At 45.2% G+C, this 23,292-nt stretch carries 39 protein-coding genes and 3 pseudogenes; 35 read left to right on the top strand and 7 right to left on the bottom strand.

What is annotated here, in order from left to right; translation table 11 throughout:
* Positions 1–124: 124 nt before the first annotated feature.
* The 5 genes and pseudogenes from QZL66_RS07490 to QZL66_RS07470 form a co-directional block, all read right to left on the bottom strand.
* Positions 125–580 (bottom strand): annotated as a pseudogene (locus tag QZL66_RS07490) (manganese catalase family protein); the annotation flags it as partial.
* A gap of 25 nt (positions 581–605) precedes the next feature.
* The gene (locus QZL66_RS07485) at positions 606–2,192 is read right to left on the bottom strand and encodes a recombinase family protein (protein ID WP_022411114.1); all 1,587 of its coding nucleotides are present in this window, start codon (positions 2,190–2,192) and stop codon (positions 606–608) included.
* A gap of 114 nt (positions 2,193–2,306) precedes the next feature.
* A complete protein-coding gene (locus QZL66_RS07480; RefSeq protein ID WP_022411113.1) occupies positions 2,307–2,864 on the bottom strand; it encodes an ImmA/IrrE family metallo-endopeptidase in 558 nt (185 codons plus the stop codon).
* A gap of 56 nt (positions 2,865–2,920) precedes the next feature.
* Positions 2,921–3,280, bottom strand: a complete 360-nt coding sequence (locus QZL66_RS07475; RefSeq protein WP_022411112.1) for a helix-turn-helix domain-containing protein — start codon at positions 3,278–3,280, stop codon at positions 2,921–2,923.
* Between the two features lie 271 nt (positions 3,281–3,551).
* Complete coding sequence (locus QZL66_RS07470; RefSeq protein ID WP_022411111.1) at positions 3,552–4,085, bottom strand: helix-turn-helix domain-containing protein; 534 nt, start codon at positions 4,083–4,085, stop codon at positions 3,552–3,554.
* A gap of 237 nt (positions 4,086–4,322) precedes the next feature.
* Here QZL66_RS07470 and QZL66_RS07465 point away from each other — a divergent pair, with 237 nt between their 5' ends.
* The gene (locus tag QZL66_RS07465; RefSeq protein ID WP_022411110.1) at positions 4,323–4,475 is read left to right on the top strand and encodes a hypothetical protein; all 153 of its coding nucleotides are present in this window, start codon (positions 4,323–4,325) and stop codon (positions 4,473–4,475) included.
* A 238-nt stretch (positions 4,476–4,713) separates the two neighbouring features.
* On the opposite strand, the gene QZL66_RS07460 is transcribed toward QZL66_RS07465, so the two are convergent.
* On the bottom strand, positions 4,714–5,163 hold the full coding sequence (locus QZL66_RS07460) for a hypothetical protein (RefSeq protein WP_293601967.1): 450 nt from the start codon (positions 5,161–5,163) through the stop codon (positions 4,714–4,716).
* A gap of 69 nt (positions 5,164–5,232) precedes the next feature.
* Here QZL66_RS07460 and QZL66_RS07455 point away from each other — a divergent pair, with 69 nt between their 5' ends.
* Entirely contained in the window at positions 5,233–5,394 is a 162-nt protein-coding gene (locus QZL66_RS07455) for a BRO-N domain-containing protein (protein WP_022411109.1), read from the top strand.
* 151 nt (positions 5,395–5,545) lie between these two features.
* Here QZL66_RS07455 and QZL66_RS07450 read toward each other — a convergent pair whose 3' ends face one another.
* Positions 5,546–6,076, bottom strand: coding sequence for a hypothetical protein (locus QZL66_RS07450; protein ID WP_022411108.1), 531 nt, complete (start codon positions 6,074–6,076; stop codon positions 5,546–5,548).
* A gap of 72 nt (positions 6,077–6,148) precedes the next feature.
* Here QZL66_RS07450 and QZL66_RS07445 point away from each other — a divergent pair, with 72 nt between their 5' ends.
* The 33 genes and pseudogenes from QZL66_RS07445 (at position 6,149) to QZL66_RS07295 (ending at position 23,202) form a co-directional block, all read left to right on the top strand.
* A complete protein-coding gene (locus QZL66_RS07445; protein WP_022411107.1) occupies positions 6,149–6,304 on the top strand; it encodes a hypothetical protein in 156 nt (51 codons plus the stop codon).
* 57 nt (positions 6,305–6,361) lie between these two features.
* Positions 6,362–6,571 carry a hypothetical protein gene (locus QZL66_RS07440; protein WP_022411106.1) on the top strand — a complete coding sequence of 70 codons (210 nt, stop codon included), beginning with the start codon at positions 6,362–6,364 and terminating at the stop codon, positions 6,569–6,571.
* 191 nt (positions 6,572–6,762) lie between these two features.
* Positions 6,763–7,698, top strand: a complete 936-nt coding sequence (locus QZL66_RS07435) for a hypothetical protein (protein WP_022411105.1) — start codon at positions 6,763–6,765, stop codon at positions 7,696–7,698.
* Between the two features lie 270 nt (positions 7,699–7,968).
* Complete coding sequence (locus QZL66_RS07430; protein WP_293601965.1) at positions 7,969–8,187, top strand: hypothetical protein; 219 nt, start codon at positions 7,969–7,971, stop codon at positions 8,185–8,187.
* A gap of 482 nt (positions 8,188–8,669) precedes the next feature.
* Positions 8,670–9,554 carry a phage replisome organizer N-terminal domain-containing protein gene (locus QZL66_RS07425; RefSeq protein ID WP_022411103.1) on the top strand — a complete coding sequence of 295 codons (885 nt, stop codon included), beginning with the start codon at positions 8,670–8,672 and terminating at the stop codon, positions 9,552–9,554.
* On the top strand, positions 9,505–10,344 hold the full coding sequence (locus tag QZL66_RS07420; RefSeq protein ID WP_022411102.1) for an ATP-binding protein: 840 nt from the start codon (positions 9,505–9,507) through the stop codon (positions 10,342–10,344). Before QZL66_RS07425 ends, QZL66_RS07420 begins: the two co-directional genes overlap by 50 nt.
* Before the next feature lie 10 nt (positions 10,345–10,354).
* Complete coding sequence (locus QZL66_RS07415) at positions 10,355–10,780, top strand: RusA family crossover junction endodeoxyribonuclease (RefSeq protein WP_022411101.1); 426 nt, start codon at positions 10,355–10,357, stop codon at positions 10,778–10,780.
* 1 nt (position 10,781) lies between these two features.
* Complete coding sequence (locus tag QZL66_RS07410; RefSeq protein ID WP_022411100.1) at positions 10,782–11,114, top strand: hypothetical protein; 333 nt, start codon at positions 10,782–10,784, stop codon at positions 11,112–11,114.
* Positions 11,115–11,315: 201 nt separating this feature from the next.
* The gene (locus QZL66_RS07405) at positions 11,316–11,471 is read left to right on the top strand and encodes a hypothetical protein (protein ID WP_022411098.1); all 156 of its coding nucleotides are present in this window, start codon (positions 11,316–11,318) and stop codon (positions 11,469–11,471) included.
* On the top strand, positions 11,444–11,746 hold the full coding sequence (locus QZL66_RS07400; protein WP_022411097.1) for a hypothetical protein: 303 nt from the start codon (positions 11,444–11,446) through the stop codon (positions 11,744–11,746). The genes QZL66_RS07405 and QZL66_RS07400 overlap by 28 nt, the downstream gene beginning before the upstream one ends.
* A complete protein-coding gene (locus QZL66_RS07395) occupies positions 11,734–11,898 on the top strand; it encodes a hypothetical protein (RefSeq protein ID WP_022411096.1) in 165 nt (54 codons plus the stop codon). Before QZL66_RS07400 ends, QZL66_RS07395 begins: the two co-directional genes overlap by 13 nt.
* A pseudogene (locus tag QZL66_RS11955) lies at positions 11,889–12,035 on the top strand (Lar family restriction alleviation protein); the annotation flags it as partial. The gene QZL66_RS07395 and the pseudogene QZL66_RS11955, both read left to right, overlap by 10 nt.
* A 69-nt stretch (positions 12,036–12,104) precedes the next feature.
* Positions 12,105–12,350, top strand: a complete 246-nt coding sequence (locus QZL66_RS07390; RefSeq protein ID WP_022411095.1) for a DUF551 domain-containing protein — start codon at positions 12,105–12,107, stop codon at positions 12,348–12,350.
* A pseudogene (locus QZL66_RS07385) lies at positions 12,347–12,784 on the top strand (DNA N-6-adenine-methyltransferase). Before QZL66_RS07390 ends, QZL66_RS07385 begins: the two are co-directional and overlap by 4 nt.
* Positions 12,785–12,920: 136 nt before the next feature.
* On the top strand, positions 12,921–13,097 hold the full coding sequence (locus tag QZL66_RS11950) for a Lar family restriction alleviation protein (protein WP_369677370.1): 177 nt from the start codon (positions 12,921–12,923) through the stop codon (positions 13,095–13,097).
* Positions 13,094–13,318 (top strand): hypothetical protein, encoded by a 225-nt coding sequence (locus QZL66_RS07380; protein WP_022411094.1) that lies wholly within the window; start codon positions 13,094–13,096, stop codon positions 13,316–13,318. Before QZL66_RS11950 ends, QZL66_RS07380 begins: the two co-directional genes overlap by 4 nt.
* Complete coding sequence (locus tag QZL66_RS07375) at positions 13,275–13,625, top strand: Lar family restriction alleviation protein (RefSeq protein WP_022411093.1); 351 nt, start codon at positions 13,275–13,277, stop codon at positions 13,623–13,625. The genes QZL66_RS07380 and QZL66_RS07375 overlap by 44 nt, the downstream gene beginning before the upstream one ends.
* Positions 13,625–13,882 carry a DUF6440 family protein gene (locus tag QZL66_RS07370; RefSeq protein ID WP_022411092.1) on the top strand — a complete coding sequence of 86 codons (258 nt, stop codon included), beginning with the start codon at positions 13,625–13,627 and terminating at the stop codon, positions 13,880–13,882. Before QZL66_RS07375 ends, QZL66_RS07370 begins: the two co-directional genes overlap by 1 nt.
* Positions 13,879–14,238, top strand: coding sequence for a Lar family restriction alleviation protein (locus tag QZL66_RS07365; protein ID WP_293601964.1), 360 nt, complete (start codon positions 13,879–13,881; stop codon positions 14,236–14,238). Before QZL66_RS07370 ends, QZL66_RS07365 begins: the two co-directional genes overlap by 4 nt.
* 559 nt (positions 14,239–14,797) lie before the next feature.
* Positions 14,798–15,133 (top strand): hypothetical protein, encoded by a 336-nt coding sequence (locus QZL66_RS07360; protein ID WP_022411091.1) that lies wholly within the window; start codon positions 14,798–14,800, stop codon positions 15,131–15,133.
* A 132-nt stretch (positions 15,134–15,265) separates the two neighbouring features.
* Positions 15,266–15,568, top strand: a complete 303-nt coding sequence (locus QZL66_RS07355; protein ID WP_022411090.1) for a hypothetical protein — start codon at positions 15,266–15,268, stop codon at positions 15,566–15,568.
* Between the two features lie 486 nt (positions 15,569–16,054).
* A complete protein-coding gene (locus QZL66_RS07350; protein WP_022411088.1) occupies positions 16,055–16,741 on the top strand; it encodes a hypothetical protein in 687 nt (228 codons plus the stop codon).
* Positions 16,705–17,148 (top strand): hypothetical protein, encoded by a 444-nt coding sequence (locus QZL66_RS07345; RefSeq protein ID WP_022411087.1) that lies wholly within the window; start codon positions 16,705–16,707, stop codon positions 17,146–17,148. The genes QZL66_RS07350 and QZL66_RS07345 overlap by 37 nt, the downstream gene beginning before the upstream one ends.
* The gene (locus tag QZL66_RS07340) at positions 17,135–17,992 is read left to right on the top strand and encodes a hypothetical protein (RefSeq protein ID WP_022411086.1); all 858 of its coding nucleotides are present in this window, start codon (positions 17,135–17,137) and stop codon (positions 17,990–17,992) included. The genes QZL66_RS07345 and QZL66_RS07340 overlap by 14 nt, the downstream gene beginning before the upstream one ends.
* The gene (locus tag QZL66_RS07335; protein ID WP_022411085.1) at positions 17,985–18,689 is read left to right on the top strand and encodes a hypothetical protein; all 705 of its coding nucleotides are present in this window, start codon (positions 17,985–17,987) and stop codon (positions 18,687–18,689) included. Before QZL66_RS07340 ends, QZL66_RS07335 begins: the two co-directional genes overlap by 8 nt.
* Positions 18,690–18,692: 3 nt before the next feature.
* Positions 18,693–19,463 (top strand): phosphoadenosine phosphosulfate reductase domain-containing protein, encoded by a 771-nt coding sequence (locus QZL66_RS07330; RefSeq protein WP_022411084.1) that lies wholly within the window; start codon positions 18,693–18,695, stop codon positions 19,461–19,463.
* A gap of 12 nt (positions 19,464–19,475) precedes the next feature.
* Positions 19,476–19,745 (top strand): hypothetical protein, encoded by a 270-nt coding sequence (locus QZL66_RS07325; protein ID WP_022411083.1) that lies wholly within the window; start codon positions 19,476–19,478, stop codon positions 19,743–19,745.
* Positions 19,746–19,748: 3 nt separating this feature from the next.
* Positions 19,749–20,147 (top strand): sigma-70 family RNA polymerase sigma factor, encoded by a 399-nt coding sequence (locus QZL66_RS07320; RefSeq protein ID WP_022411082.1) that lies wholly within the window; start codon positions 19,749–19,751, stop codon positions 20,145–20,147.
* A 239-nt stretch (positions 20,148–20,386) separates the two neighbouring features.
* The gene (locus tag QZL66_RS07315; protein ID WP_022411081.1) at positions 20,387–20,644 is read left to right on the top strand and encodes a phage holin family protein; all 258 of its coding nucleotides are present in this window, start codon (positions 20,387–20,389) and stop codon (positions 20,642–20,644) included.
* On the top strand, positions 20,641–20,862 hold the full coding sequence (locus QZL66_RS07310; protein ID WP_022411080.1) for a hypothetical protein: 222 nt from the start codon (positions 20,641–20,643) through the stop codon (positions 20,860–20,862). Before QZL66_RS07315 ends, QZL66_RS07310 begins: the two co-directional genes overlap by 4 nt.
* Positions 20,849–21,718, top strand: coding sequence for a glycoside hydrolase family 25 protein (locus QZL66_RS07305; RefSeq protein WP_022411079.1), 870 nt, complete (start codon positions 20,849–20,851; stop codon positions 21,716–21,718). The genes QZL66_RS07310 and QZL66_RS07305 overlap by 14 nt, the downstream gene beginning before the upstream one ends.
* 6 nt (positions 21,719–21,724) lie before the next feature.
* The gene (locus QZL66_RS07300; protein WP_293601959.1) at positions 21,725–22,069 is read left to right on the top strand and encodes a terminase small subunit; all 345 of its coding nucleotides are present in this window, start codon (positions 21,725–21,727) and stop codon (positions 22,067–22,069) included.
* A 443-nt stretch (positions 22,070–22,512) separates the two neighbouring features.
* Positions 22,513–23,202, top strand: coding sequence for an HNH endonuclease (locus QZL66_RS07295; protein ID WP_293601957.1), 690 nt, complete (start codon positions 22,513–22,515; stop codon positions 23,200–23,202).
* Positions 23,203–23,292 lie beyond the last annotated feature (90 nt).

Here is a 23,292-nt window from a genome sequence, read left to right as displayed (position 1 = left end):
AAATCCGCATATATTTCCTACGAACACAAGCTCTGAGAATAGACGCAGCAAAGCCTGCCGGGGGATTCGATTCTCGGCAGGCTTTTTGCATTTTCAGGGACGGTGTTTCGTCCGCCGGCACTTGTTACCGCATTTTTCGCATCCGGTTTGCGGCTCTTCCGCAGCCGCAGTCGTAGGAGGGATTGCAGCAGTAGAAGTTTTTCGTATCCAGATCTTCCTGCACCGCACGGAGTGCCTCGCCGAAGCGCTGGAAGTGGACGATTTCCCGCTGCCGCAGGAACTTGATGGGATCCCGCACATCGGGGTCGTCACACAGCCGGAGGATGTTGTCGTACGTGGTGCGTGCCTTCTGCTCCGCCGCAAGGTCTTCCGTCAGGTCAGTGATGGGGTCGCCCTTGGACTGGAAATAGGCGGCGGTGAAAGGAGCACCGGCGGCAGACTGGGGATATACCCCCAAGGTGTGGTCGACGAAGTAGGTGTCGAAGCCCGCTTCCTTGATTTGCTCCGGTGTCAGTCCTTGTGTTAATTGATAGACAATGGCGGAAATGATCTCCACGTGCGCCAGCTCGTCGGAACACACATGCTATACATAAATAAAAATAACGCTATCTCGGTAACTTCGGATAGATCACAACCTCAAAATCGTCAACGCTACCATGCCATCGTGCACTGTGCGCCTTGTAATACTCTGCCTTTTCGATGACCTGACAAAGCATCTGATTTTTCGCCGCCGCATCCGGCAGCGTATCATACACGGCGAGGAGATGCCGTACCTTTGGTATCAGTTCCTGCATTTCCCGCTCTCTTGATGACTGCTCCTGCATGTTGTGTTCCAGTTTTTCAATTCTTTTTTGCGTGTCAGAGATTTTTGCTTTTAACGTGGCGGAACGCTCTACAAAGGTGTTGGTGTCATAGATGCCCTGTTCCAGCAGATCATACGCCTTTTCCAGCTGCTGCTTGGCTTTTTCCTGCTCCTTTTTAAGAGCATCTATAGCGGCGATCTGTTCACTGTTATCTATTTCGGGAGCAGGCTGATGTCCCTGCCATTGCATTTCGTAGTGATGCAGCCACGCTTGGAGGCTATCCAGTATGCGCTGCTCTACAAGGCATAGATCAGATGCCACATTGTCACAATCAGGTGTTTTGCACAATATTGTGTCTTGTCTCCTTTTTGCGCCGAACGGTCTACGTGTCATAAATTTCCCACATTTTTTACAGATCAAAATGCCTGCAAGCGGGTTTTTCAATGTTTTATCCATGTTGACCTTGGGGATGGTGCGCTTGTCATGCGCCAGCTCCTGCGCTGCGTCATAATCTTCCTGCGATATAAGCGGCTCGTGCAGCCCTCTTACGAGTACATAATCATCCGTTGTTATATTCGGGCGGCTCTTGGTGACAGCTCCGTTTTTCATGACCTTTTTTTGCGGTCGATATCCCCAGCGTATCATTCCCGCATATACCGGATTGGTCAAGATGCTGCGGACAGTGTTCAGACTCCATCTCTCGCCCTTGCGTGTGGTAAATCCCATATCATGGAGGCGGTACGCAATCAATGTGCTGCCGAGTCGTTGCTTTGTCCCGTCCTCCATAATTGCACCATGGACATACCATTCAAAAATCATCTTGACTATTTTCGCCTCCTCCGGATTGGGCACCAGCGTAAATCCGGAGTCATGGTCAAGCTTTTGGCGGTCATACCCGTAGGGCGGGACATTGCCAACATACTTACCCTCTTTGGCGGCTGCAAAGCGTCCTGCCTGCATACGGCGCTTGATGGTCTTGTATTCACGGCGGGACATAAAAAGAGAAAATTCAAAATACTCTTCGTCGTATTCGTTGTTCGGGTCGTAGGTTTTAACCGGTGTGATAATTTTTGTATCAGAGTACTTAAACGCCTGCGCCACAATGCCCTGATCTATGGTGTCACCACGGGCGAGACGCTCCACCTCCATGACCAGCACGCCGGCATAGATACCAGATTCCACGTCTTGCAACAGCTGCTGCATCTGCGGACGGGCAGCAATCGTTTCGCCAGATACGATTTCCCGATATACTTTAGAGATGTGATATTTCTGTTTCTTTGCTAGCTCTGACAAGATGTGTTCATGCCGTGCCAGCGTTTCTCCCTCACCACGTGCCTCTGCATCCGCATCTGCACGTGATTTCCGGAGATAGATGCAATATGTTTCCATTATTGATTCCCTCTTGCATTTTTCGGGGGAAATGTGCTATAATAGAAATGGTTTCGTACTATCATAGCATCCCTCCATCAATTCGCCGTACCTGTTAGAGCAGGTGCGGCGTTTTTACTTGTTTGTCCGGATAAATGACTCAAACTGACGGTATACTTGCCTCTCCAATGGATGCACCAAGAACATATTACGCTGATATAGCGTCGTCATCCGTTCAGAACGCCGTTGTGCGGCTGTCAGAGACACGCCACATACTTGGGCGATCTCTTCCGCAGTGTGCAGCTGTAAGCCCCACAGAACGCACGCAGGCATCAGCACATCGGCAGCAAAACGCTCTGCTGCATACTCTTCTGGCTGTGTGATATCGTTGTGACTGCGTGCAAGTGGTTCCGTTCCCAGATGTCCCAACAGGTAATGCCCTAACTCATGCAGGACAGTATAACGCTTTCTGGGAGCAGGCTGGTCTGGATGCAATACAATCTGTATTCTGCCATCTGCTCGCTGTAGGATTCTCCCTGCCTCTCCGTCTTGCAGCAGCGGGGCAAATTCGATACATTCCACGCCATAATGCGATGCAATCCGTGTTGGCTTGACAGGCAATTCTGACACGCCACAGTCAATCAGGCACTGCCAGCTTGCGTTCCGTGCATTTTTATAGACACCATAATCCATGTTTTATCATCACCTCAATGGCTATTATACCATTGAGGTGATTTTTTATTTATGGACTACGTTTCTTCGTGCAAGCCCTCTGCAACCCTGCGAAAGAAGTCAAGAACGTTGTCTCGCTGGTCATCCGTCAATTCCAGATACTTTTGCAAAAAGACTTTTTCTGGATTTTTCAGACACTCTCGCTGTGCAAATTCGTCAAGCGGTTTTTTTGAATCGGTTGCTTCTTGTCTGCCGAGGAGATAGTCCGTGGTGACACCGTAGAAGTCGGCGAGTTTTTGGAGCGTTTCTGTACTAACATCACGTTGACCATATTCATAAGTAATATAAGCACGTTCTGTGACTTCAATTGCATCCGCCACTTGTTTTTTGGTAAGATTTTTTTGCTCTCTTAATAATTTGAGAGTATCTTTTAGCATAATATCGCCTCCTGTCTATAAATATGCTTATACACAAAATGTGTTTGAATACCAATGAAAATCTTATAAAAAGCACAGAATAAGCATATTTAAAATTTCGATACGCGTTTTTGTGCAAAACAGAGAAAGCACTTTTTGTGTACGTTTTTTCTGGATTTGGCGTTGACAAAAGCGCAAAAAGTGATTATAATATAATTACAGCAAGCGCAAAACGTGCAAAGCTGAATAATGCGGCAGGTGTCAGAAAGAACAGCGGTGATTTTTATTTGTGTTACATATCGCTATCTGTTCGTGGAGCGGTTCTGTCCATCTCGTCCAGCAGCTCTTTTGGATATGCTTCCGTATGCGGCGCATTGTTTGCGGTAGGCTTTCGTGCTGCTGTTCTTACGATCTCCATGTTGTTTCTCGCTTCTTCTGCCGCAGCAGCAGCGGCAGCCTCGTCCGCAACAATTTCCCGCAAAAAATCAAGCACCTTGTCCCGCTGCTCGCTTGTCAAGTTCAGGTATTTTTGCATAAACAGCTTTTCAAGCGTTTTCAGATGTTCACGCTGGGCAAATTCGTCAAGCGGGTTTTTTGAATCGGTTGCTTCTTGTCTGCCTAATAAATAATCAGTTGTTACTCCATAAAAGTCGGCAAGTTTATTTATAGTATCAAATGTTGGTTCTGCTGTTCCGTATTCATACTTTTGATAAGCTTGGACAGACACTCCGATAATATTGGCAACGTCCGCTTGATTTAATTTTTGTTTGGTGTAATTTTTGCGTAGGTCTTTTAATATTTGTCCTCGTTTTATTTTAATTTCCAATATATCACCACCTTTTGTTGTATTCTATTATACAACGTAAAGTAGTAAAAGTCAATAGTAATCTTATAATTGCAACTTTTAATTTGTAATATTACATAAAAATACAACTTCAAATTTGTGCGATGCAACGAAAAGTGGCAAAGTCTATTGACAAATACAACGTAAAGTAGTATTATATATACAGTGGTTAACACGAAACGTGCTAGTCACGGGAAATGAAAACGGAGGAAAAAGAAAATGAAAAGAACTATCATGGTTAACGAATGGAAGAAGATTGAAATCACAGACGAAGAAATGGTACAGTATTTTGAAAAAATGGGTGATCGTTGGGTGGCACTTGGTTCCGCTGAAAGCTGGTCGAAAGAACTGATTGACGAACTGGGCGAATAAACTGCGGCAGGAATTGAAAGAACTCGGGCTGCACAGGTACAAACAGGAGGAATGAAAAATGATTTTGCTTGCATTGATTTACGGGATTTTTAATTTCATTCTACTTGCAATCATGGTACTAATAGATAGGTGGTGATTTCTTTGGAAATGATTGCACTGGGAATTGTTCATATGTGCGATGCGCTGCTTCTGACATATTACATGGTAAGGTTATGGCAGGTTGAAGCACCGATTGCATTCAGAGTGACAATGGCGGTTCTTGCAAATTTGTCTTTTTGCATAGGCGTTTGTATTCTGATAATAGGGATCTGTAGACCCTGTTAAATGCAGCGTCTACATCGGGGTCTGTCAAATTGTCTGCCGTTCTGGATGGGCTATTGAGCCATGTTCTATAAAATTCGATATAATACATTTGCGATTTTGTGCTTGCAAATTCCATGTTATTGAATATCTTTTCTTCAAGATATTTTTGTGCATCTTCGTTTAATTCTGAAAATTGATGCTCTGGATATAAAAAAGCAACACAATTTTTATAGAACGGCATATATAAACGTTTGATTCGCTCCAGTCTCTTTTCCCTTAGAAAATATTGCTTTTCTCTCCATATTGTAAAAGTCAATGAAGCAATGGAAATTGCACTGGAACAAGCGATTGACACAATACTGATAATCAATTGCCCTTTACTCACATGATTCACCCCCTTTCCTGTCAATTTTATCACAATTTGACAGGAAATACAACAGAAAGGAAAAAGAAAATGAAAGACGAAATCCAACTTTGGAACTATGAGGGTTCCAGCGTCCGCACAATCACAATTGATAACGAGCCTTGGTTTGTGGGCAAGGATGTAACCGATGTTCTTGGGTACAGCAATCCGAGAGATGCTATCGGCAAGCACGTTGACGAACTGGGCGAATAATTTTCAAGCCGTCCGCTGGTGCGGCTCTAAAAAATCACCAGTCCAGCCCTACGGGGTAAAAAAGGGAGGTGAATGGAAATGGATGACTGGATGGTGTACGCAACACTGGTGATGTCAATTCTGTCAATCATTATGGGAATTATCACTGCGTTTATGAACCGCTGATGTGCCTTGGAATCTCGTATGAATCAGGGGTGGTTATTTTCTTTTTGACTTTTCCACGATTTGTTCCAAGAATAATTTCTACATTTTCATTGCATTTCAAATAATTTTCACTTTTGGAAATCACAAAACATCCGGAGTAATAACCTAATTCGCAAATGTAAAATGGGGTTGCGGATGTATAAGAACTTTTTTGTGATGTGACTCTTGTTCCGAGCGTCTTTTTTGATTCCAAATAAAGAACGCATTCATTTTTCATATTCAAAAATCCGAAACTACTTTTCATTTTTATGCTTGATACAGTGATTTGTTTACAAGATTTATTGATGATGTTGATTTGAATGTACTGGTCGGATGCCATAATTTTGGACATAAAGCCAAATGAAACTTCAAGGTTCTTATGATTTTCCCATAAATTGCGAACGAAATTGTAAATGGAAAGACAGAACGAAACGATGGAAAGACAGAATGAAATTTTTGTCATTGTGTTTTCTTTGAAAAAATCGAGGATATTCTGCATTTGAAACACGCTCCTTTTTTACAAAGTATACCACAATTCAACTGAAAACACAATAGAAAGGAGGAAATCACTATGGCAAATAAAAAACAAGGACAAGTAAAGGACGCTGAAAAGCTCCTGAGCCAGATGGCGAAATTATATGGACTGTCCGACCGTGGACTTGTACAGGCGCTTACGTATATCCGAGGCATTGAGGACGGCAAAGCACCCCAGAAAAAGAGCGCATAAACCGCAAGCAACGGACAAGTTATAACGGCATAAAATTAGCCGAAGGGAGATGGTGTCATGCCAGTAGATCGCCGGGAAAAGAATCCGCACATTGTGGAACGCTTTACCATCGGCAATACACGGATTGCAATTGCAGACAACTATTGTCTTGACCGGGAAAAGGACAAGGCGGAAATTGATGCAATCCTTGACCGTGTCGCACAAATTGCGTTGAACGCATGGGCGGGGGAGCGCATCAGAGAAAAGCGGAAACGAGAAAACGCATAACCGAATCGCCCTGAGCATGGCGCAAAACCGCTCTCCACCATCTCCAAATCCCCCAAGCGGCAGCCTTGCAGCTGTCGCAGATGGAGCGAGTAGACTACTCGGGTGCAACTCCTGAGCGCTCCGTATCAAGCAAAAGCCTAACATTGAGTTAGGGTTATGTGGCAGCGCCACAAGAGAGGAGAAAGTTGCTAATGAAAATTGAAGTTGGAAAAATGTACCTCGTCGGTGGTGAGGGTAAGGAAACAGGCAATATAATCAAGATCACGGGCAAATACAAAAGTTTTAGAATTATGCAATACTTTTATGAGACTGTTTCCGGTAAAAATCCGAATTCTGTCGAGTTTTTTGAGGCTGGTTCCGATTTTTCGAAACATCTGGTGCCTGTGCCACAGTACAAAAATTCGGAAATCCTGTCCCGTGAATTGAAAGTCGTCATCCTGCGGAACGGAAATACCGTTACAGCTACGCAGTATATGGATGGCGAAAAGCGTGGAACAGGCGTTGCAAAGTGCGCTCCGGGAGATGCATTTGATTTTGCTTTTGGCGCAAAGCTGGCACTGGAACGGTTATTCACAGAAAGCAATGGCGTGGCAAAGACTCGTTTCGATTGGTTCACGTTCGGTGACGGAAAAATTTCTGTACAGGTAAACCGTGAAACCATCAACGACTTTTTACAGAACTGTGAAAAGAAAGGTTTTTTCTGGCGCAGTGGGAAACAGGCAACGAAGTTTAATCCGTTTGTTATTTATGACGATTCGTGCGAAGACGTACAAAAGTTAATTCGTTTGTCTAAGTGTGAGCCGAAAGAAAACGTCTGGATTTCGACACGTGAAGGGAAGCTTTGCTTTGTAACCGACGTACCGGAAAGTGAAATTTTTGTATGGACAAAGCCGTTCGACTGGGAATCGTTCAAAAGCGGAAAGATTGCCGTGAAGCTGACAAAGAAAAACGAAAAAAGCTTTCTGGAGGCAGCCGAAAAGAATGGCTGCAAGTGGAGAGCCGGACAGAAGCCGACTGAATGGGTTCTCGATGAAGAAATATTCTATTTGTGCTGCAAAGATTGTGGTTACGGGAAATTTGTGTGGAGCGATTACAATTGCCATGACTTAAAGGTCGTAGAATGGTAACGCTTTTTCCACACCAAAAGCAAGCGCTGGAACAGACAGCAGAACAAAACCGTGTAGTCTACTATAGGGAAAACGAAACCGAGGAGGTGAAATCCAATGAAAACGGATGAGAAAAAAGACACTCTGTATCTATGTGATCCACAGAAAAATACAGAGTGTTCAAAAACAGGCTGTCAGAATAGCTGTTTTATGACGGCTAATAAAGCGTATGCCAAAATTGATGACGATGGCACTGAAACGAGATACTATTATCCGCAAGGGAGTGGATACATGAAAAAAATCACAGTTACTTATACGATGGTCAAGCCTGACAGAAACGAAATCGCCGAAACCCAGATCACACTGCCGGTAAGCAATGTAGTCGCACAGCTGGTGGATGTTGGAACAGGACTCAGCGACAACATGGTGCGACGTGCGCTGGAGCCGATTGCCAACTTGCAGGGCTACGTACTGGACAAGATCAAGAACACCGAACTATTAGACGGCTAATCCTCCCGCCCTGAGCATGGCGCAAAACCGCTCTCCACCGCCCCGAATGGGACACCTCCTATTTTTATTTCCCCCTGTTTGCGGCGGTTTCGGCAACCGTCGCAGATGCGGTGATGCAGTCATGTTGTGGGATTGTCCACCCCACGATCTGCCGGTGCAACTCCGGCACACCGTTCCAACATCTTCAAACCATAGGTACTCCTTTCAAGCGGCGGTTTGGCAGCCGCCGCAATCGGGCGATGCAGTCATGCCGTGGACTCATATATCCACGGTTTCCGGTGCAATTCCGGAACGCCCGTCCATGCCGAGTTGCAGGCAATCTAAACGTATCGGAACCCGTTATCAGATAACCGCAACAGCGACCACAGGCGGCTAAATACCTGTAACCGCAGTTCATTTGGACTGCCGGAGCTTCTAGGGCATTGGGCTAACCAGTGCCACTCCATATGTTAATGCATTGACAAATCACCAAAAAGGACGTGATGAAAATCGTGGCACAAAGTCAAAAATACTACTGGCTGAAACTCAAAAATGACTTTTTTGATGATGATGCAATCAGCTGGATGGAAGAGCAGGAGCACGGTGCAGAGTATGTACTTTTCTACCTCAAACTGTGTTTGAAATCGTTGAAAACGGACGGAATTTTAATCCGCAATGTTGGGGATTTGCTTATCCCGTATGACACAAAAAAGCTCGCCGAGATCACCCGAACAAAGTTTGATACTGTCGTTGTAGCGATGGAAATCCTGAAAAAAATCGGTCTAATAGAAATATTAGAAAACGGTGAACTATATCTAAAGCAAGTGCAAAGCCTGACAGGCTCTGAAACGACCAAGGCGGAACTCATGCGCAAAAGCCGTGAACGTAAGCGGTTAGAAAGCACCGAAACTGCGTGTATTTCCGATGGTGGTAACAATGTTACCACGGAGTTACCCACAGACGGTAAAAATGTAGATACAGAGATAGAGATAGAGATTAGAGATAGAGATAGAGTAAGAGATAGAAATAAAAAGACTCCTACGGAGTCTAAGAATGTCAGCTATCAGGAGATAGCCGACATGTACCACGACATCTGCACAAGCTATCCAAGACTCCGGGGAATGTCAGACCGCCGAAAAAAAGCAATCAAGGCACGCATGCGGACGCACTCGCTGGAGGACTTCCGGCAATTGTTTGAAAAGGCGGAAGCGAGCAGCTTTTTGAAAGGCAGCAACAATCGGGACTGGTCAGCAGATTTTGACTGGATGATGCGGGACGGCAACTTTGACAAGATCATGGAAGGCAAGTACGACGACAAACCGGAGGGAGGTGAACACAATGGAACAGATAGCAGCATCCCTGCCGCCTGCTATGACGGCACAATTTGACAAGCACATGGCAATGGACGATTACGAACAAATGCGCTGTGACTGGTACAACGCCACAGAGGGCAATCTGACAGGCTATGATTGCCGGAAATGCAAAAATCGTGGTTACATTGCGGTCGTAAGTGATGGGTACCAGATACTCAAAGAGTGCGAGTGTATGAAAATCCGGAAAAGCCGTGCGAACATTGCGCAGTCTGGGCTATCGGATGCGCTGGCAAGCATGACATTTGACCGCTACGTCTGCACAGAGCCGTGGCAGACCAGAGCCAAAGCAACCGCCGTTAACTATGCGAACAAGCAGGACGGACGGTGGCTGTACATGGCAGGGCAATCCGGAGCAGGCAAGACGCACCTGTGTACAGCAGTGTGTGGCGTGCTGTTAAAGCGAGGGTTATCTGTCAGGTACGAGATGTGGCGCACCCTGTACCGTGAGATGCAGCGGTTTGACACGAGAGATCGTAAATTCCAGCAGCTGTCGGAATGCGATGTGCTGTACATAGACGATTTTTTGAAATCTGCGGCGATAAAATCCGAAGAGGGCAAAAGCGATGATGAAAAGGCGAACAAAAAGGCACAGCCGGACAAGGATGTGCAGCGAGAACTCAACATTGCCTTTGAGATCATCAACGAACGGTATGCACGGAAAAAGCCAACAATCATTTCCAGTGAAATACATCTAAGCGATTTGTTCGGACTGGATGCCGCTCTTGCCGGACGCATCCGGGAGCGCTGCGGCGGATTTGTGGCGCAGATCAGCAACGGGAACGACCGGAATTATCGGCTAAAGTGAGGCGGTGCATATGGAGTTTGATATTCACTTTGACCCGCCAAGAGCCACGGCGCAGGAAAAGCAATATGCAATCCGTAATGGCAGAGTCGTTGTCTACGAGACGGCAAAGGCAAGGGACGCAAAGCAGCTGCTGCGGCTGGTACTTGCTCCACACGCACCCAGAGAGCCGCTGACCGGAGCGGTGGCGTTGTATGTTACGTGGCGCTTCCCGTACAAGGGCAAATCACACGTTGACGGCGAATACAAGACCACTCGACCGGATACGGACAATCTGGACAAGGCGTTAAAGGACATTATGACCGCCCTTGGATATTGGACAGATGACGCTCTGGTTGCAAAAGAGCAAATCGAAAAGATTTGGCACAAGGAACGTCCCGGACTGCATGTGCGGATAGTAGATATTTCAGAAACGCTGGCAGGACAAGAGAGGCGATAACATGGGGAAACTAATAAAAAATCTAGGTGAAAAACTGAGTCCGTGCCCGTTTTGCGGTAGAAAGATGGTCTTTTACAAGGAAACGCACAGAAACAAATACGGAAAGCAAGTTGTGCATCAGTATTATTTGCATGAAGATTATGACATCTACCACGAAGAAAGCTGCATATTGGACGAAATCGATATGCCCTTTACCATTGGAGCAGGAAATGCAAACCCAGAAACTGGATATATCGGTGAATATGCCGAAAAATGGAATAGACAGCAACAGGAAAATGAGAAGTTAAAGCAGCTTCTGAACCAGAAAAAAAGTGATGCAAAATCTGGAGGTTGACCATGACAGCACCATGTAAAGACTGCCCAGATCGTGTAGTTGGATGTCACAGCACTTGCGAGAAATATGCAGAATACGCAAAAGAGCGGGAGGAAATCCGGAAAAAGCGAACGCAAATACGACGGGAAGACCCTACCGTGTTTTTGATGGAATCTGCAAACAAGGTGATCTGGGAAATGCAAAGGAAGAGGAGGAAATGAAATGGCACAGAAAAAGAAACAGCCCGGCACGCTGGAATGGTGTATCTATCAGGCAATCCGGCGTGGCATTAGCTACGGCATGTATATGGCGGAGCATTACGAGCAGGACATGTGGAAGGAGGAGATCAGATGCGACAAGAAGACCTTAAAAAGCTAACAGACAAGCCGTTTACATCGGATGAATTTGACAAGATCAGATATGTATACCGCTATTATCCCGGTATTGTGACATATGCAGACATTGCGCTGATTTGGACAATTGGCGGGATCCGTTTGATTGATGACATGCTTCCGACGGCACGAAGCGTTGAAGAGGCAGAAGAAAACGTCGAACGAACAAAAACGCTTTACGAAAAGGCACAGGCACGGCTGAATACATTGCTATCTACGGGAAGCGCAAAGGAGGTGGAGCGGATAAAATGGGGAGAATGATGCTGAATATCGTCCTGTTGCTCTTGGGAAGCCTGCTGATCGCAAGATATCTGCGAAGAGCAGGATGCACTGCGGCAGCAAATGTGCTGCTGTTGTCAAGCTTTGCAATGGGTGTACTTGCTTTTGTGGGGGTGATGGCGCTGTGGGGTTGATCGAATTGAAACCCTGCCCGTTTTGTGGCGGTAAAGCTGGCTTGTACCACACATATGATGGGTTGTCTTGTGTCCAATGCGATGAATGCGGGATAAGCACTCTGCGCAAGATGGACGCTCGGCTTGCAATCCAGATGTGGAACAGAAGAAGCTCGGAAATTGAATGGATACCGGTCAGCGAAAAGCTGCCGAGGCTGGAGGACGATATGCTGGTAACAGTACGCAACAAATGGATACCGGTCAGTGAAAAGCTTCCGAGACTGGAAGACGATGTGCTGGTAACAGTACGCAACAAGGAGACAGGCACCAGCGCTGTGTGGAGCGGTGTGAGGTACAAAAACGGCTGGGCGATCTCAACGTGCTGCGATTATATTGACCTGTACGATACAGACAGCGAGCTGGAGGTTATCGCCTGGGCGCATCTGCCGGAGGCGTATAAGGTGGAAATATGAACCAAGCACTATTATCATCTAAGAACAATAACTGGTGTACGCCACAAGATTTCTTTGATAACCTCAATTCTGAGTTTCATTTTGTACTGGATGTAGCAGCAACTAAGAAATCTGCAAAGTGTAAAGATTACTTTATGCCGGAACAAGATGGACTGCTGCAAAACTGGGAACGCTCTGATGGAGCAGTTTTCTGCAATCCACCGTATTGACGTGAGATCGGAAAGTGGGTTAAGAAAGCTTTCGAAGAGAGCCAAAAAAGTAATACGAAAATTGTGCTTTTAATCCCGGCACGAACAGACACGATATATTTCCACGAATATATATATGACCATGCAGAAATAAGATTCGTGAAAGGTCGCTTAAAATTTACAGATGAATCTGGACAAGTTTTCGCTCCTGCTCCATTTCCATCAATGCTTGTGATATATAATTAAACTTCCAGCACTAAAAATGCTATCTTGACCGCAGCAGCATTTGCCGGTGAAGCATTTTTGGCGGAATGGAGAAAGAGACACTGTGCGAAATCGGCGAGGGCGACTGCGAAGCGTGCTGGAACGAGGTGATGAAAAAATGAGTGAAATCAAATTGAAACCCTGTCCGTTTTGTGGTGGTAAAGCCGGCTTGTGGCTGGACACCGGCAAAGTGTACTCTGTGCGTTGCAAAAGATGTGATGCAAGGATGTTAGCTTCCAGCGCAGAATCAGCTATCAGAAAATGGGATAATCGTAGGAAAGAGGGAACGGAATGAAGAATCTGATTATTGAATTTTACAACACAGGACGAATGGAAATCTGGGAAGACAAGGAGTGGACAACGTGGAAACTTGACGGCGACAAGTTGGCTGTAAAAAAAGGCGAGCTTATCGTAGGTCTGTATCATTTTGATGATATCTGCCGTGTTGTGATAGAAGAGGAGGTGGATGAAGATGAATCAAATCAAACTGAAGCTATGCCCGTTTTGCGACAGTGAAGCGAAAATGAACATGGCAAAAGATGCTGACGGGTACAAGTTGGAATTTTATGTATCTTGCATGACATGCTATGCACGCACCAGAGCATTTGGCAGTGAAGATATGGCAGTCAAGGCGTGGAATCATCGCAGCGGGAGTCAAACGTACAAGGAATATTTTAATGAGAATTTTCCGCAGGATGCGTTCCCCAATCTTGACCGCAGCAGCATCTGCCGAAGAAGCATTTTTGGCGAAATGGACAAAGAGACACTGTGCGAAATCGGCGAGGGCGACTGCGAAGCGTGCTGGAACGAGGTGATGAAATAATGATGACTGACCCTGTGAAACGATGGAGTCCAAGCGGAGTCTATGTGTGGACAGACCCAGAAACCGGCGTACAGTATCTGATATTCATTGCTACAAACTATCAAGGTGTTGGAATTAGCATCACACCACGCCTCAACCAGGATGGCAGTCTGCGAGTTGAGGGGGGACGAAATGAAGCGGAAATGGAGCAAGAGACACTGTTCGAAATTGGAAATGGCGACTGCGAAGCGTGCTGGAATGAGGTGATGAAAAAATGAGTAATATCAAATTAAAGCCCTGCCCATTTTGTGGCGGGGTGGCGAGAATCGCCAGCGTGGGCGAAACGGTCGTTTTTGTAACGTGCCAAACATGCCACGTAGGAACACAAGGGATTAGCGTATCTGCGGAGTATTGCGCAAATGAGAAAGCTGCGGAAGAATGGAACCGTCGGGCGGACGTGCCACCGAGAGCCAACTGGACACGAGAAGATTTCACGAGTTACGACGGTGAAACAATCAAAAACGGGGCTGCTGTCTGTGGTAGATGCAAAAAGGCGTTTTTTATGCCAACAGATACGTTTGATTACTGCCCGAACTGCGGGGCGAGAATGAACGATGGAGAAGACCATGGCTGATAAGCGATGTGAATCTTGTGGCAAGCTGCTGATCGGCGTAAAAGCTGACCGAAGATTCTGCGGCGCATGTATGCAACTGCGCCGGAAATCACAGAGCAGGCGTAACAATGCGGAAAAGAATAAAGACTTTACGAAAAAAACGTAACGCACGCCGAGCGTGAAACAAGTGTTAAACGAGCATTAGAAAGGCGAAAGCATGGATAAGTTTTTTGTAGCGTTAGCGCTGCTGTATCTTGGGCTGATATTGCTGTGCGCAACAGTTACCGTATATTGCCTGTGCCTTGGATGGTACAGATACGCTATCCATCTGGGGACGGTGAATGCGCTAAATGTGCTGGTAATTCACACTTTGATGCAAATATGAGACAGAGGCAGAAAGGAGACGACGTGAACAGAATCAACGTAACGCAAATATTGCCAGTTGCAATGATACTGCTTGACGTAGGCGCTGCGGCTGTTTGCCTATGGCATAAAGACACCAGACGGGCAATCTACTGGGTAGCAGCAGCGGTATTAAATATAACAGTGACATTTTGAGATACGGGAGGAAACAGGGAAAATGAACGCCCGAAAAGATCGCTACGCTGTCAGAATCTCGGAGACTGACTGCCGGAAAATACAGGAGCAGGCGTTACATGATGGCGCAATCCAAGGCATTGCCGTGGCGCTTGTGGCGCTTGACAAAGTGTTTGGCTGGAGGAAAGCAAGATTGAAACATGCAATGGATGCAATTGAAAGCATGTTGATGTTGTCGGTATTTGATATGGACATCACAGCTGCGGATGCTGTAGACTATCTGCGGAGCGAGTACGACATAGACTGTGACAAGCTGCCAATCGAGGCGGATGCCAGCGGAGATCAAACCAAACAACACCATGGAGCAGGTCGGAGGTGATGCTGGAAAAGGGCAATTTTTTACGCCGTACATGGGCGGCACAAGATCTGAAATCCCATCAAGGATATTGGTCTACATGGCTTGGTTATAACAAGGGTAGAAAGTGTAAAAATCACGGGAGGAGTTGAAATAATGGCAAAGCATAACGTCAGAGAACTTGACGCCGGGCAATTGGAAACAATGTGGAATTTTTTAAAGCTGCAACAGCGGGATACATGTACAAAAGAGGACGTGCGACAACTCAAAGAGCACCTCGACACCATCCGGCAGGCGCTTGTCCAAAAAAGATCAGGGCGGCGTGAGGGCGACCCCAAAAATTACGTTGACTTTGAGGACGTTGGAACGTATATCAATTTTGTCATTGTCGATGCGCTGCAAATTTATCTTACTGGAGGGTTTGACAAATTGGAAGAGGTGATTCCGGATGAAAGATGAACAATATTGGTTTTACGTAAAGCACGGAGTTTGCCCAAGGTGTAAAAAACAAAACGCTGCGCCGAACAGAAAATTCTGCGCCGACTGTCTATACAAAATGACTGAAACATCTGCTCAACGTTATCACAATATGACACAAGAGGAAAAGCAAAAAAGAAACGAACATTTGAGGATGAGATATCAAGAGCGGAAATCGTCCGGATTGTGCGTGACGTGTGGAAAAAAACCACCGCTGCAAGGTCAGACAAAATGTTTGGAGTGCAGAGCTAAATGCCGGAAAAACAGTTTGGAGTATAAGCGCAGAAAAGGTGCTCTACCTAGGATTTTGTTTGGTGACGGGTACCACTGTGTAAGTTGCGGGGCGGACGTATACAAGCGAAAATTGTGCGACAAATGCAGCGCAAATGCAATACGTGCGCTTACGGTAGCACGTGAAAACATCGTTGGTGGGTGGCGAGATCAAAATTTTTCTTTGGAGGTGAAAAAGTGAATCTTGAATACAGAACCAGAGACGGAAAAGGAAACGACATTATAAAAGACGTCAAAATTAAAGAATTCCCAATCGAACAGGCGGAATTCGAATGTAAAGTGTGCCACAAGAAATGCACCTGCGGTTCTCGTGCCAAAAAGTGTGTTTCGGCAAATTTTACAGATTGGGCGTATTTCGGTGAATATATTTGTTCCGACTGTTCCAAGCTGCTTAGTCTGTATTTTTACAACTATTCTGTGGAAGCAGGCAAGATCAATTTGTTCAACGTCCGAGAAATTTATGACAACATCATGCGCCCACATGACGTGCCGTTTAAGTTTATCATAACGAAATCGCAGAAGAAGCATCTATTCTACCGTGCGGCAGAAAATTTACAGGATACTACTTTTGCAATACAGTTGGAAACGGAGACGATTTTCACTAATCGGGAACGAATGAAAATGCTCTTTGATTTTGTGGAATGCTTACAGACACTCGGCGTGTCAAAAGGTATGATGCTAGACGGGAAATTGCCATACAGCATTATGCTAGAGCCGTTTGGCATTGGTGCGTACAGTTTTTTAAACAAAGAGCTTGCAAAAAGCATGGAAATTCAGATACCGCTATACTGCGGGCAGAAAAGAGAGATTAAAGAGGAGGATGCAAAGTGCTGTATAACTTCGATACTGACAACAGAAAGCTAGCAAACGCAGCCCTTGTTCTGTACGCATTGTACAAGAGCAGGGGGCAGAACTCGCCGATGAATGGCATTGAAACGTGGAACAGAGTGGAGTCCTATTGCGTGGGAGCTTGTAAGAAGTCCAGGACTACCAGCGAGTTTGTGACAAAATTTAAGGAACTTGGCAAGGTTGGCGCAATCAAGCCGAGGTACCTTGCAGACCCGACAAAGAGCACAGCCGTTGTGGCGATGCCGGATGGTACGCTTGTTGAGTCTGACAAAGTAAAGGACTATCGCACAGGGCTTTTGGAAGATGACGAAGTAAGAAAAACGATCGAAACGGAATACCCGCTTGTTACAATTTTGGTACGAGAGCGTATTCAGCGAGAAAAGTACATGCCGAACATGGAGGAAGACGATGAAGAAGATTAAAGTCAAGTATACAATGACAGCGCCTGTATCTCATATCGGACAGACTGCGAGTGTTGGAGCATATTTCAATACGCAATTGACCGCATACGGAGAAATTCCGACCATTACCGGAAATTCTGTCAGAGGAATCCTCCGTGACTTTGGAGCAAAAAAGGTTTTGGATGCGTATGGAAAAAAAGTAGACAAAGAAACTTTTAACGTACTCTTTTCTGGTGGAAATATCAACGGAACAACAAAGAACGACGTTGGAAGAGCAACAGAAGTCCGCCGACATTTTCCGAATATCTCTCTGCTTGGAGCAGGACTTGGCACAATGATTATGGGCGGAAATCTTGATGTTAAATTTTTGATGCCTGTGTGCGCTGAATCTGTGCCGGTCACACATATTGACTCTGACGTGTCGTGGCACAATCTTATGGGTGAAATTGAGTTTACTCGTATGGATGACACCAAGGACGATCTCAAACTTAAATATCTGGAAAACGTAGAAGAGGAAAAGAAAGCGAAAGCCTCCACTCAGATGCGTATGAGCGTACAATACATGGCGCTCGGAACACAGTTTGTGCACGAAATGTATCTGCTGGACTCCGCAAATGAAATGGAAGAAGCGGCATTATACGCCGCAATGGCGGAGTGGTTTAAGATTCCAACACTTGGAGGAATGTGCTCCAAGGGATTTGGCTTTTTTGATGCAGAATCAGAGGAAATCTCCGTAATTGATGGAAAAATCACAATGTCTGACAGAGTGAAAGCACTGATCGGCAAGTATGAAGATTTCCTCGCAGCCGAAAACATAGAAGAAACGATAAAACTGCTTAGTACTGGAGGTAAGAAAAGTGCCTAGTACTGTTCCGCTGAAAATCACAGCATATCTTTCTGATGGGCGTATTGTGTCAACGGATGGCGTTATTATGTTGGACGCAATCCTGTACCACGCATGGTTTTTGAAATATATGCCTGAGATGCTGCGTGGAGAACGGAAAGAAACCACGAAAAACATCCACATGGGATTGCCGTTGGCACGGATTGAAACATGCATCGGAAAAGAGCAGTATTGCGCAAGTCGTGGAATTTATGAAGAGGTAGAAAAGCACATCGAGCACTATAACAAGAGACCTGATTTTTTTGCGGCGAACAAAATGCAATACTTGGACATGGAAAAAGGTTTGATAAGTGATTCTGTGGGCGCTTATCGTGCATACAGGAATCCTGTTGTGGTAAGAGTAGCAAAAAATGCAAAAATCGCATTTTACTGTAGAGGCACAAAGGACAAAATTGAAGACTTGCTGCAATACATGCCTGCTGTGGGGAAAAAACCGTCCATGGGATGGGGAATTGTAGAGAGTTGGACAGTTGAAGAAATCGAGGAAGACTACTCTCTTTTTCACCCAGATTACGGGCTTATGCGTCCAATTACGGTGGAGGATGCCGGAAAACATCCTGACTTTGATTTTTCCAAGTATCCCGTCTTGTCATACGGCGTGAAGCCTCCATACTGGAAGCCATGCAATGCAAGACCTTGTTATGTTCCGGTGGTGTGAAATATGACGATTGACGAATTGTTGGAGCGTGGAAGACTTAACTCCAAGCTCCCAGCATATCTGCGCAAAAAAGAAGAAGCCTTGAAAGTGTGTATGGAACAACTGGAATCGCACAACGCTCCATATTGCGCACTAAGTGGCGGGAAAGATAGCGTTGCGATGTGCTTTGTTGTGAATGAAGCGGCAAAGCGATGCGGGAAACAATTTAGATTATGGTCGCATTTGTCTGATGCATCATTCCCCGGAACTTATGAAACATGCTTGAAAGTTGCTGAATCAACCGAGAGAGAATGGGACACTTTTCAGTCTACATCGGCACTTGAAAGCATGGACGGTAAAAAGAGAGCTGCATTTGGAAAGCGTGGAGTGTTTTTTGACAGCATCCGTCATTATGCAGAAGACAAAGACCTTGCATTTGTTGGAGTAAGAGCATTTGAAAGCAAGAGACGTATGCAAGCCGCAAAGGCGCATGGCATGTTCTTCCACAGCGAAAGCATGGGGAATATTGATGTGGTAAATCCGCTGCAATGGTTTAGACTGATTGACGTTGCGTCCGTGCTCTACGAGTACAACGCTCCGATACATCCGATATATACCAAATATTGTACGGATGTTGGTACAAATTCGAACGGGGAGCCTTTGTTTATCCGGCTTGGGTACATCACGTCGAAAGACCTGCTCGACAAAGGAACTGCCGTTTTCATGAAGATGAATTATCCTGCGATTTATAACGATCTAATGCAGCGTTTTCCGGAGCTGCGCAATTACGTATAAGGGAGGGTAATAATGAGATACCGTGTTACAATGGAGGTTTCCGAAAGTGAACTGAAGCGCCTGCATAATTACGAACGAGTCGTTCCGATGTATCGGGAAGAGGTATGCGCTGACGATTTGGATTTCATCGAAAATCATTTTGAAACCGGAACCGTGTGTGAAGAATTTTACGACGAATACGCAAAAGAGTTCGAAAACGTGCGCATTTTGAAGAGGTGCGACTTCTACAGACTGGTTCAGGACATGACCGGAGCAAAAATAAGAGAAATGGAGGAAGGATGAGAAGTGATAGAATCAAACGACCTGAAAAGCATCGTCGAAGAAGTGGTTGATACGGCAATTATCAAATTGAAGCTGGCAGGACTCATGAAAGACGGTGGCGCAGGGGCGTATGAAAAAACTGAACAGATTTTGCGTAGCTATCCTCAGTTGAAAAAATCGTACAGTGAGGACGGCACAGCGAAAAAGTTTGTGGATATTGTGGACAACGCTCTGAAAGAACTGTGGGACGACTTATATTATGACATTATTCCGATGATGTATTTCGAGGGACAGAGCCGGGAAGCAATCGCAGAATATTTTGATACAAGTACGACAACGATCAGCCGGAACAAGCGTCGACTGTTGGAAAAATTAAAAGTCATGATATTTGCCGACGACGTAATTCACGAACTTTTCTTGTAAGACCTCTAGAAGCTGTTTTAAGCTATTTTGTTTTTCGTAGGGTATTTTTAAGGTCAAGCAATAAAAATCAATTGTGAGGGATTCTAGTCACGTTACAGAGCGCACGAATGTTTCGTGCGCTTTTCTTTTTTGTCTTGGTACCATATCTTGTGGCTGTAGCGTGTAACATGGGCGTAACACACTAGGCGTTGTATGCATCGGTAGCATATGGTAATATGTTCACAAGGATGGTGAATGCGATGACAGATTATATTCAGCCGGAACTGATGATCTTGATTCCGGTTTTATATCTGATTGGAATGGGTCTCAAAAAGGCAAATGCCATTTCGGACAGATTTATTCCGATTATTTTGGGTGCCGTTGGAATTGCGCTTACTACTTGCTATGAGTTGACAACCGGACAGTTTAATTTATTTGCTGCGGTGACTCAGGGCATTTTGTGTGCAGGTGCAAGTACATATGCAAATCAGATTTACAAGCAGTTGGTGACAAAATGACATCGGAAATCATTGTAAGTTTAATAACATTGATTGGGACGCTGGCGACGGTCTGGGGCGGAAATAAATTGACGGCTTACAGAATCGAGCAGCTGGAACAAAAAGTCAATAAGCATAACAATCTGATTGAACGCACGTTTAAAATCGAGGAACGATTGACACATGATGAAGATCAAATTAAATGGCTGAAGGAGGATTTTGAACATGAAAGGAATTGACGTTTCCGAATGGCAAGGCAATGTGAACTGGTCGCACGTTAAGACAGACGGTGTAAAATTTGCAATTATCCGTGCGGGATACGGCAGGGAGCTGTCTCAGAAAGACAAGCAATTCGAAAACAATTATGCCGGATGCAAGTCCAACGGCATTCCGGTTGGGGCGTACTGGTATTCTTACGCAGTTACACCGGAAGAAGCAAAAAGAGAAGCTGCGGTCTGCTTGCAGGTTCTGAGAGGAAAAACTTTTGAATTTCCGATTTACTTCGACATGGAAGAGCATAAGCAGTTCGCTTTCGGAAAAGCACGTTGTACAGAAATTGCAAAAGCGTTTCTGGAAACGGTTGAAGGCGCTGGTTATTGGGTTGGCTTGTATTCTTTTCAATCCGCTTTGGAGTCGATGTTCGAAAAATCTCTTCTGAACCGATACGCTGTTTGGGTTGCGCAGTATGCCACAAAGTGCACATACTCCGGTCAGTATGGCATGTGGCAGAAGCGCAGTGACGGCAGTATTTACGGAGTGGGCGGAAACGTAGATGTCAACGAATGCTATCTTGACTATTCGGCATTGATTAAAAAAGCTGGTAGGAATGGTTTTCGAACCGGCGGAGGCAGTGTAAAAACTGCTATGACACACGGTGTAGCAAGTACCAGCAGGATTTCCGCAGGGTATAAGATTCAGCTTGACAAAATGGAAATTTTCGCATCGAGTGATAGCGCAAAACGTGCAAATGTGCTGACTGGTTTTTATTATGTCACAGATGGGCAGATTATCAACGGTCGGTTTAGGATTAGCGCCAAAAAGGGCGGTGCCGTGACCGGCTGGATTGATAAAAAGTATACGAACGAGACGGGTTGATGAAAATTGGATGAACCAAATGTCAAGCCGCAATACAAATTAGTTGCATCGTATTTTTGCGGAGAATGTGCCGGAAATGCGGAACAATCCGTCATTCGTGCCGGATATTCTCGGAAGTATGCAAGAGGCAATGCCCACAAAATAGTGGCACGTAAAGACGTACAACAATATATTGCATATTTGCGCAGTTTGTCAGAGAACGACCCGCTGAAACACATTGCGACAGTTGCAGATATTCAGAATTTTTGGACGGAGATAATGAACGATGAGAATCAGCCGATGCGAAATCGTTTGAGAGCGTCTGAACTCTTAGCAAAAGCAAAGGGCATGTTTGTTACGGAAAGTTGGTGATATACTATGGCGCATTCAAAATGTTACGGAATCGATGAAGATAAATGCAAAGTTCCGGTAGTGTCGTTGGAAGATTTAAAAGAACTCTTGAAACCAACGATTTCCAAAGATACAAGCGTAGATAAAAACCGAACGCTGTATTTGAGGTTGGAACCGGGCGTATCGGAGACGATTTATAATAACACTGATATTCCGAGCAATGTTAGTTTCAGCTATGATTCTCGTGAGACATCGGAATATATTCAGGGCACTTATCAAACGTGCCGATTCCGATTTAACAAGGGCGTTGGAGTTGGAACAAAACCGAGTTCTTTTTTTAAAGCTCAAGATCAACTCCCGCTCACGATTAAATTTCTGAACGGCAATCTTGACATTTCAGGATTTACGAGAATTTTTCTCGAAGTATTCGTTGAACCTGGAACGATCTACGTGAAGGTAGACGGATGTTAAGCGGGTTTTATCAATCGAAAGCTTGGGTAAATTTGATGGCGGTTATCCGCATGGAGCGGGTAAATTCCGACGGTCAAATTATTTGCGAGCATTGCGGGAAACCGATTGTGCACAAATACGATTGCATCGGTCATCACAAAATCGAATTGAACGAAGCAAATGTGAATAACGCTGATATCGCATTGAATCCTGATAACATCATGCTGGTGCATCATCGATGTCATAACAAAATACACAACAAGCTTGGATATTCCAACAGGCAGGTGTTTTTGGTTTATGGCTCTCCGTTATCCGGTAAGACAACATTTGTTGAGGATAACAAAAACGATGGTGATTTAGTAGTTGATGTAGACAATATCTGGCAATGCGTCAGCGGATGTGCTAGGTATACAAAACCAAATCGCTTAAAGTCGTGCGTCTTTTCTGTTCGAGATCACATGCTCGACATGGTTAGAATGCGTCAAGGCAAATGGCTAAACGCCTGGGTGATTGGCGGTTATCCGTTGGTTTCTGAACGGGAACGGCTCTTGAAATTCTTGGGGGCAAGAGAAGTGTTTGTGGATACTTCTCGGGAAAATTGCGTTCGCAGATTGAGAGAGTGTTCCGACGGCAGAAATTTCGAAGAGTGGGAAAAATACATTTCCGATTGGTGGGAAAAATTTTCGTACTTCCTCCCCCGGTAAAAGTTTTTTGAAACTGCGGGGTAACTGTTGGTAGGGGCACCATTTTCGCAGAATCGGAAAAAATGAGATTTTCAGATTTTGGATTTTTGA

It is taken from the genome of Ruminococcus sp. CAG:330 (genome assembly GCF_000437175.1).
Taxonomy (GTDB): Bacteria; Bacillota; Clostridia; order Oscillospirales; family Ruminococcaceae; genus Ruminococcus_C.
Note: the sequence above shows the minus strand (reverse complement) of the source record. Positions and strands in the feature narration are given on the sequence as shown.

Bases quoted from the DNA above. Each gene is read 5' to 3' on its own strand.
- QZL66_RS07360 (WP_022411091.1), top strand. From the start codon at position 14,798: ATGAACGCCCGAAAAGATCGCTACGCTGTCAGAATCTCGGAGACTGAC.
- QZL66_RS07440 (WP_022411106.1), top strand. From the start codon at position 6,362: ATGCCAGTAGATCGCCGGGAAAAGAATCCGCACATTGTGGAACGCTTT.
- QZL66_RS07445 (WP_022411107.1), top strand. From the start codon at position 6,149: ATGGCAAATAAAAAACAAGGACAAGTAAAGGACGCTGAAAAGCTCCTG.
- QZL66_RS11950 (WP_369677370.1), top strand. From the start codon at position 12,921: ATGAGTGAAATCAAATTGAAACCCTGTCCGTTTTGTGGTGGTAAAGCC.
- QZL66_RS07380 (WP_022411094.1), top strand. From the start codon at position 13,094: ATGAAGAATCTGATTATTGAATTTTACAACACAGGACGAATGGAAATC.
- QZL66_RS07405 (WP_022411098.1), top strand. From the start codon at position 11,316: ATGGCACAGAAAAAGAAACAGCCCGGCACGCTGGAATGGTGTATCTAT.
- QZL66_RS07375 (WP_022411093.1), top strand. From the start codon at position 13,275: ATGAATCAAATCAAACTGAAGCTATGCCCGTTTTGCGACAGTGAAGCG.
- QZL66_RS07465 (WP_022411110.1), top strand. From the start codon at position 4,323: ATGAAAAGAACTATCATGGTTAACGAATGGAAGAAGATTGAAATCACA.
- QZL66_RS07430 (WP_293601965.1), top strand. From the start codon at position 7,969: ATGAAAAAAATCACAGTTACTTATACGATGGTCAAGCCTGACAGAAAC.
- QZL66_RS07450 (WP_022411108.1), bottom strand. From the start codon at position 6,076: ATGCAGAATATCCTCGATTTTTTCAAAGAAAACACAATGACAAAAATT.
- QZL66_RS07295 (WP_293601957.1), top strand. From the start codon at position 22,513: ATGTTAAGCGGGTTTTATCAATCGAAAGCTTGGGTAAATTTGATGGCG.
- QZL66_RS07390 (WP_022411095.1), top strand. From the start codon at position 12,105: ATGCTGGTAACAGTACGCAACAAATGGATACCGGTCAGTGAAAAGCTT.
- QZL66_RS07420 (WP_022411102.1), top strand. From the start codon at position 9,505: ATGGAACAGATAGCAGCATCCCTGCCGCCTGCTATGACGGCACAATTT.
- QZL66_RS07455 (WP_022411109.1), top strand. From the start codon at position 5,233: ATGAAAGACGAAATCCAACTTTGGAACTATGAGGGTTCCAGCGTCCGC.
- QZL66_RS07330 (WP_022411084.1), top strand. From the start codon at position 18,693: ATGACGATTGACGAATTGTTGGAGCGTGGAAGACTTAACTCCAAGCTC.
- QZL66_RS07305 (WP_022411079.1), top strand. From the start codon at position 20,849: ATGAAAGGAATTGACGTTTCCGAATGGCAAGGCAATGTGAACTGGTCG.
- QZL66_RS07400 (WP_022411097.1), top strand. From the start codon at position 11,444: ATGCGACAAGAAGACCTTAAAAAGCTAACAGACAAGCCGTTTACATCG.
- QZL66_RS07370 (WP_022411092.1), top strand. From the start codon at position 13,625: ATGATGACTGACCCTGTGAAACGATGGAGTCCAAGCGGAGTCTATGTG.
- QZL66_RS07310 (WP_022411080.1), top strand. From the start codon at position 20,641: ATGACATCGGAAATCATTGTAAGTTTAATAACATTGATTGGGACGCTG.
- QZL66_RS07415 (WP_022411101.1), top strand. From the start codon at position 10,355: ATGGAGTTTGATATTCACTTTGACCCGCCAAGAGCCACGGCGCAGGAA.
- QZL66_RS07425 (WP_022411103.1), top strand. From the start codon at position 8,670: ATGAAAATCGTGGCACAAAGTCAAAAATACTACTGGCTGAAACTCAAA.
- QZL66_RS07485 (WP_022411114.1), bottom strand. From the start codon at position 2,192: ATGGAAACATATTGCATCTATCTCCGGAAATCACGTGCAGATGCGGAT.
- QZL66_RS07410 (WP_022411100.1), top strand. From the start codon at position 10,782: ATGGGGAAACTAATAAAAAATCTAGGTGAAAAACTGAGTCCGTGCCCG.
- QZL66_RS07325 (WP_022411083.1), top strand. From the start codon at position 19,476: ATGAGATACCGTGTTACAATGGAGGTTTCCGAAAGTGAACTGAAGCGC.
- QZL66_RS07340 (WP_022411086.1), top strand. From the start codon at position 17,135: ATGAAGAAGATTAAAGTCAAGTATACAATGACAGCGCCTGTATCTCAT.
- QZL66_RS07355 (WP_022411090.1), top strand. From the start codon at position 15,266: ATGGCAAAGCATAACGTCAGAGAACTTGACGCCGGGCAATTGGAAACA.
- QZL66_RS07365 (WP_293601964.1), top strand. From the start codon at position 13,879: ATGAGTAATATCAAATTAAAGCCCTGCCCATTTTGTGGCGGGGTGGCG.
- QZL66_RS07315 (WP_022411081.1), top strand. From the start codon at position 20,387: ATGACAGATTATATTCAGCCGGAACTGATGATCTTGATTCCGGTTTTA.
- QZL66_RS07435 (WP_022411105.1), top strand. From the start codon at position 6,763: ATGAAAATTGAAGTTGGAAAAATGTACCTCGTCGGTGGTGAGGGTAAG.
- QZL66_RS07395 (WP_022411096.1), top strand. From the start codon at position 11,734: ATGGGGAGAATGATGCTGAATATCGTCCTGTTGCTCTTGGGAAGCCTG.
- QZL66_RS07475 (WP_022411112.1), bottom strand. From the start codon at position 3,280: ATGCTAAAAGATACTCTCAAATTATTAAGAGAGCAAAAAAATCTTACC.
- QZL66_RS07480 (WP_022411113.1), bottom strand. From the start codon at position 2,864: ATGGATTATGGTGTCTATAAAAATGCACGGAACGCAAGCTGGCAGTGC.